The 6,165-nt window shown below is 49.7% G+C and carries 8 protein-coding genes; 7 read left to right on the plus strand and 1 reads right to left on the minus strand.

Translation table 11 applies throughout. The features are described 5' to 3' along the window. The 7 genes from AC6R1O_RS00800 to rpoS all read left to right on the plus strand — a co-directional run. Positions 1 to 307, plus strand: a 307-nt coding sequence (locus tag AC6R1O_RS00800) for a 2-C-methyl-D-erythritol 4-phosphate cytidylyltransferase (RefSeq protein ID WP_500656338.1), incomplete at its 5' end; no start/stop codon positions are given. A gap of 18 nt (positions 308 to 325) precedes the next feature. Then, entirely contained in the window at positions 326 to 802 is a 477-nt protein-coding gene (gene ispF / locus AC6R1O_RS00805) for a 2-C-methyl-D-erythritol 2,4-cyclodiphosphate synthase (protein ID WP_500656339.1), read from the plus strand. A 65-nt stretch (positions 803 to 867) separates the two neighbouring features. Continuing rightward, positions 868 to 1,938, plus strand: coding sequence for a tRNA pseudouridine(13) synthase TruD (gene truD / locus AC6R1O_RS00810; protein ID WP_500656340.1), 1,071 nt, complete (start codon positions 868 to 870; stop codon positions 1,936 to 1,938). A gap of 63 nt (positions 1,939 to 2,001) precedes the next feature. Further along, positions 2,002 to 2,760 (plus strand): 5'/3'-nucleotidase SurE, encoded by a 759-nt coding sequence (surE, locus tag AC6R1O_RS00815; RefSeq protein WP_500656341.1) that lies wholly within the window; start codon positions 2,002 to 2,004, stop codon positions 2,758 to 2,760. Between the two features lie 2 nt (positions 2,761 to 2,762). Beyond that, on the plus strand, positions 2,763 to 3,389 hold the full coding sequence (locus tag AC6R1O_RS00820) for a protein-L-isoaspartate(D-aspartate) O-methyltransferase (RefSeq protein WP_500656342.1): 627 nt from the start codon (positions 2,763 to 2,765) through the stop codon (positions 3,387 to 3,389). A 2-nt stretch (positions 3,390 to 3,391) separates the two neighbouring features. Then, positions 3,392 to 4,321 carry a murein hydrolase activator NlpD gene (gene nlpD / locus AC6R1O_RS00825; RefSeq protein WP_500631470.1) on the plus strand — a complete coding sequence of 310 codons (930 nt, stop codon included), beginning with the start codon at positions 3,392 to 3,394 and terminating at the stop codon, positions 4,319 to 4,321. A gap of 75 nt (positions 4,322 to 4,396) precedes the next feature. Continuing rightward, entirely contained in the window at positions 4,397 to 5,380 is a 984-nt protein-coding gene (rpoS, locus tag AC6R1O_RS00830) for an RNA polymerase sigma factor RpoS (protein ID WP_487902129.1), read from the plus strand. A 154-nt stretch (positions 5,381 to 5,534) separates the two neighbouring features. Here the strand turns inward: rpoS and AC6R1O_RS00835 are convergent. Next, a partial coding sequence (locus tag AC6R1O_RS00835) for a transporter associated domain-containing protein (protein WP_500656343.1) occupies positions 5,535 to 6,165 on the minus strand: 631 nt, incomplete at its 5' end.

Consider the following 6,165-nt stretch of genomic DNA (forward strand, 5'->3'; position numbering starts at 1 on the left):
AGATACCATGAAACGAGCAGCTCATCACAACGCCGTCAGCAATACGGTGGATCACACCGTTGATAGAGAAGGGCTATGGCATGCCCTGACACCGCAGATGTACCCGACTCACACCTTGACCCAAGCGCTGAGCAAGGCGTTGCAATCTCAGGCCGTCATTACGGATGAAGCGTCCGCGATTGAGTGGAGTGGCGGAGCATCACTGCTGGTACCTGGGAGCGGCGATAATATTAAAATCACCCAACCAGAGGATCTGGCTTTGGCAGAGTTTTATTTGCAGAGGGAACAGACCCTTTGCCTCGAATAAATGAAAGGACATAACACGATGATTCGAATCGGTCACGGTTTTGACGTGCACAAATTTGGCGGAGAAGGCCCAGTCATCATTGGCGGTGTTGCCATTCCTTATGAGCAAGGTTTGATTGCTCACTCCGATGGCGATGTGGCGATGCACGCACTGTGTGATGCACTGTTGGGCGCGATTGCTGCCGGTGATATTGGTCGCCATTTCCCTGATACCGATGATGAGTGGAAAGGTGCGGACAGCCGTTTTCTTCTGCGTGATGTGTACCAAAGAGTACAAGCGCAGGGGTATGTGCTGGGTAATGCTGACATCACCATCATTGCCCAAGCACCGAAAATGGCGCCATATATCGAATCGATGTGCCAAACCATCGCACAAGATTTGGACACCGACGTCACCAACATTAATGTCAAAGCGACCACCACAGAGCGTCTCGGCTTTACTGGGCGCAAAGAAGGCATTGCCAGCGAAGCAGTTGTGCTGCTGGTCAAAGCGTAATTTCTAGCTATTTTTCAACAGCGGACGGTCACAAGCCCGGCCTCTGTCTAAACGGAACTCTATTCATGTCTGATTTACTTTCTTCTTTGGCGTACCTCAATGGTCAGCCTGTCGCCACCGGCGTACTCAAAGCGCAACCCGAGCACTTTCAAGTACGCGAAAACTTAGGGTTCTCATTTAGTGGTACGGGTGAGCACCTAATGGTGCGTATTCGCAAAACCGGCGAGAACACCAGCTTTGTCGCCAACGAACTGGCCAAAGCGTGCGGGGTGAAATCGAAAGACGTCAGTTGGGCAGGGCTTAAGGATCGTCATGCAGTCACAGAGCAGTGGCTGAGTGTGCATCTACCTAAACGCGAGACACCAGACTTTAGCGCCTTTCTGGCGGCGTACCCGAGTATCGAAATTCTTGCCACAGACCGACACCATAAAAAGTTGCGTCCCGGAGACTTAATCGGTAATGACTTTCGCTTAACTTTAACCCAAGTCTCCGACATGCCATCAGTACTGTCTCGATTGGAGAAGGTGCAAGCGAAAGGGGTTCCCAACTACTTTGGCAGTCAGCGTTTTGGTCACGATGGCAATAACCTCACTGAAGCCAGACGTTGGGGAAGAGACAATGTCCGTACTCGTAACCAAAACAAACGCAGTCTCTACCTCTCTGCCGCTCGTTCTTGGGTGTTTAACACCATCGTCTCCGCGCGGATTGAACAAGCGCTATTGAACACCTGTATTGCGGGCGATATTGTCTACCAAGGCAATGAAACGCGCCTTGTCACGCCTGAAGAGTGCGAGGCGTTCAATGCGCAGTTGCAGCGTGGCGAGGTGACATTAACCGCTGCGCTCGCGGGTGACAATGCCTTACCTACTCAGCACGAGGCGCTCGCACTTGAACAACCGCTGCTTGATAATGAGCCAGATCTCATGGCGTTGATTCGTGGTAATCGCATGCGTCACGACCGCCGAGAGGTGTTATTGAAGCCTGAGAATCTGACTTGGTCCGTCGATGGTGACAGCTTAACGCTCGACTTCTCATTGGATGCAGGCAGCTTTGCGACTGCTATTTTGCGAGAGCTGCTCATTGCGACGGAGAAAGAACGCCATTACGCTAATGACAGCAAGGCTAATGACAGCTAGGACAGTGATAGTAAGTAGCCGCTGGGGCCATGTGCCCTCTTTCAACAGGAAGTGACAGGACTTATGACAGCCAACACACTGAGAGTATTGATCAGTAACGATGATGGCGTGCATGCGAAGGGCATACACGCGCTCGCGCAGGCACTGAGTGACATCGCCGAAGTGACGATCGTCGCGCCAGATAGAAACCGCTCAGGCGCATCCAACTCGTTAACCCTAGAGCAGCCTTTGAGGGTGACTCGCATAGCCGAGCGTACTTATTCGGTACAAGGAACGCCGACCGACTGTGTTCACTTTGCGCTTAATGAGCTGATGAAAGACGATCTGCCGGATCTGGTGCTAGCGGGCATTAACCATGGTGCAAACCTTGGCGATGATGTGCTCTACTCTGGCACGGTCGCGGCAGCGATGGAAGGGCACTTTCTCGGTGTTCAGGCGATCGCCTTTTCACTCGTGGGGCTGCGCCATTTTGACACGGCGGCGCACATTGCCAAACAGCTGGTGTTGCAGCACGGACGACGCCCTATTCCTACTAACCGACTGTTAAACGTCAATATTCCCGACGTTGAGCTCTCCGCGCTAAAAGGCTCAAAAGTAACCCGTTTAGGTGCGCGCCATCACGCGGAAGCAATGATAAAACAGCAAGATCCTCGTGGTCATGATATTTATTGGTTAGGCCCACCAGGAAAAGAGCAGGATGCGGGTGAAGGAACCGACTTTTATGCTATCGAACATGGCATTGTCTCCATTACACCGCTGCAAGTAGATTTGACCGCTCATGAATCGCTGATGAGCATGGATAATTGGTTAAAGGACAAGTAACAATGGTAAACCCACATGCCGACAGATTAATCGACTTTCTTGTCGCGAGTGGCATTCAAGATCAACGCGTATTAGATGCCATCTATCGATTGCCTCGTGAGCAGTTCGTGTCACAGGCGATGATGCATCAAGCATACGATAATAATGCGCTGCCGATTGGCGCTGGGCAGACCATCTCTCAGCCCTATATCGTGGCGAAAATGACCGAACTGTTGGCTCTGAATCGAGACAGCAAAGTGCTGGAAGTTGGCACTGGGTCTGGTTACCAAACCGCAGTACTAGCTCAACTGGTCGATCACGTCTTCTCCATTGAGCGGATTAAGGCGTTGCAATGGGAAGCTAAACGACGTTTAAAGCAGCTCGACATTTATAACATCTCCACCAAGCACGGTGATGGTTGGCAAGGTTGGCCAGCGAAAGGCCCATTTGATGCCATTATTGTCACAGCGGCAGCGGAGTCTCTGCCACAGGCACTGCTCTCACAACTCAGTGAGGGCGGCACCATGGTCATTCCTGTTGGTGTCGAGCAGCAGCAACTGTACAAAATCACCCGACAGGGTGAGGCGTTCTCCACAGAGCCCATAGAGATGGTACGTTTTGTTCCTTTAATCGCAGGTGAATTGGCGTAGGCATGAGCTTGAGAAGGTGTGTGTGGCTGATACTGGTATTCAGTGCGCTGTATGGCTGCGCTGCACACTCGCCTGCTCCTGTGTCTGGGTTAAACAAAGATTATGGGTCTGTCACTCGTGGCAGTTATCGCGGCAGCTATTACGAAGTAGAAAAAGGCGATACGCTATACTTTATAGCCTACGTCACAGATAAAGATGTAAACGATATTATTCGTTACAACGGCTTGACTGAGCCCTACACCATTTACCCCGGTCAAAAACTCAACTTATGGCGTAGTGCCTACAAAGCGCCCGCCTTTGGTGGGACGGGTGCTGGTACGGTATCTGCGCCTGTCGCTGTGGTTGCCGCTACCCCATCCACTCCGAATTCAAGTAAAAACTCTAATCAATCAGTTACATCGCAAAACAGCAGCGGTCAGAAAAACGTCACCCAAACGCCACCTAAAAAGAGTATTGATCAATCAAAATCAAAGGAGTATGTTGAACCTAAGAAGCAACAAAGTGTTAACAAAAATGCCAATACTGCCTCTAGCAGTAAAGCGAGTAACACGGCTTCTAATCAAAAGGTTTCCAAATGGTTATGGCCAACAAAAGGGAGGGTAATCAAAAACTTTTCTGCTGGCGATCAGGGAAATAAAGGCATTGATATCGCAGGACAGCGTGGTCAATCCATCGTATCGACAGCAAGTGGCACTGTCGTCTATTCAGGCAACGCACTGCGCGGCTACGGTAATCTGGTGATTATCAAACATAACGATAACTATCTAAGTGCGTATGCACACAACGACAAGTTGCTAGTACATGAAGGACAAAGTGTTAAGGCTGGTCAAAAAATAGCAACAATGGGCAGCTCCGGAACGAACAGCGTTCGTTTGCATTTTGAAATTCGCTATCAAGGTAAGTCGGTCGATCCGAAACGATACTTACCTTAAATTTACTTTACTGACCGGGTAAATTAGCGACATTAGAGGTAGTAATGTCTTGCTAGCTCGCCAAGGGGAGGCGCCATGAGTATCAGCAATACAGCAACGAAAGTCGAAGAGTTTGATATTGAGCAGGAAGCACAGCTAGATACGCTTCAAGGCAGCAATGAACTCACCTCATCCAAATCTGAGAGTGTCAAAGAGGAGTTTGACGCTTCATCGAAAAGCCTAGATGCCACACAGCTTTACCTTGGCGAAATCGGCTTCTCACCCCTATTAACCGCAGAGGAAGAAGTCCTCTACGCAAGACGTGCATTACGTGGCGATGAAGCAGCGCGTAAACGTATGATCGAAAGTAACTTGCGTTTGGTGGTGAAAATCTCCCGTCGTTATAGCAACCGTGGCCTTGCTCTCTTGGATCTTATTGAAGAAGGGAACTTGGGATTGATTCGCGCGGTAGAAAAATTCGACCCAGAACGCGGATTCCGCTTCTCGACCTACGCGACGTGGTGGATACGTCAAACCATTGAGCGTGCGCTCATGAACCAAACTCGTACCATCCGTCTACCTATTCATGTGGTGAAAGAGCTCAACATCTATCTGCGTACTGCTCGCGAGTTGTCGCAAAAACTCGACCACGAGCCGACTGCTGAAGAAATTGCTCAGCAACTGGATAAGCCAGTTGATGACGTGAGTAAAATGCTGCGTCTGAATGAGCGCATTAGCTCTGTGGATACGCCAATTGGTGGTGACGGTGAGAAAGCTCTGCTGGATATTATCCCAGATGCCAACAACTCAGACCCAGAAATTTCCACTCAAGACGATGACATCAAAAATTCATTGATCCATTGGCTGGACGAGCTCAATCCGAAACAAAAAGAAGTGTTAGCACGCCGCTTTGGTCTACTTGGCTACGAGCCTTCAACACTTGAAGAAGTCGGGCGTGAGATCAACCTCACCCGTGAGCGGGTGCGCCAAATCCAAGTGGAAGGTCTGCGTCGTTTACGTGAGCTTCTGGTTAAGCAAGGTCTCAATATGGAGAACTTGTTTGGTGTGACCGAAGAGTAACGACAGACGTATAATGGAAGAGATATAACGATAGACACATAATCAGAGATATAGATAGAGTGTCTTAATCAGAAAAAAGCCTTGGGGGAACCAAGGCTTTTTTGATCGTGTGGCGAAATGCCGTTGTTCAATCAGTGATGAAAAACGGCAAAGGTTAACCGTGCTTTTTCCCTTTGCTGCGCGGGAAGACTTTCACGGTCTTGATACGATTCTCTTCTAGCTCGACGATTTCCATCGGGTGACCAGAGACATGAACGCTCAAATGGCTTTCTGGGATCTCTTCAAGATGCTCGAGAATCAAACCGTTTAGGGTTCTTGGGCCATCGGTAGGGAAGTCCCACTTGAGACCTTTATTGATATCACGGATGTTGGCGCTGCCCTCAATCAAGAAACTGCCATCACGTTGCGGGGTAATCTCATCCGACAAACTTGGCGTGATAGAAGTGGTGAACTCACCGACGATCTCTTCCAAAATATCTTCCAACGTAATGAGACCTATGATGTCGCCATACTCATCAACAATCAGACCAATCCGCTCTTTGTTGCGCTGGAACTTAAGCAGTTGGACATTGAGTGGCGTGCCTTCTGGGATAAAGTAGACTTCATCGGCAGCGCGTAGCAGGGTCTCTTTGGTCGACTCGTTTTTCTCTAGCATCAAGCGATAAGACTCACGCAAACGCAGCATGCCCACCACTTCGTCAATTTGACCGCGATACAGCACCACGCGCCCGTGCGGTGAGTGAGACAATTGACGCACAATCGATTTCCAATCGTCGTTGATATCA

The sequence above is a fragment of the Vibrio sp. R11-SG3-ISO3-SZ genome (assembly GCF_059834345.1).

What these genes read in the sequence shown, in the direction of transcription:
- surE (WP_500656341.1), top strand. Translation starts at nt 2,002, where the DNA reads ATGACAGCCAACACACTGAGAGTATTGATCAGTAACGATGATGGCGTG.
- truD (WP_500656340.1), top strand. Translation starts at nt 868, where the DNA reads ATGTCTGATTTACTTTCTTCTTTGGCGTACCTCAATGGTCAGCCTGTC.
- rpoS (WP_487902129.1), top strand. Translation starts at nt 4,397, where the DNA reads ATGAGTATCAGCAATACAGCAACGAAAGTCGAAGAGTTTGATATTGAG.
- AC6R1O_RS00820 (WP_500656342.1), top strand. Translation starts at nt 2,763, where the DNA reads ATGGTAAACCCACATGCCGACAGATTAATCGACTTTCTTGTCGCGAGT.
- nlpD (WP_500631470.1), top strand. Translation starts at nt 3,392, where the DNA reads ATGAGCTTGAGAAGGTGTGTGTGGCTGATACTGGTATTCAGTGCGCTG.
- ispF (WP_500656339.1), top strand. Translation starts at nt 326, where the DNA reads ATGATTCGAATCGGTCACGGTTTTGACGTGCACAAATTTGGCGGAGAA.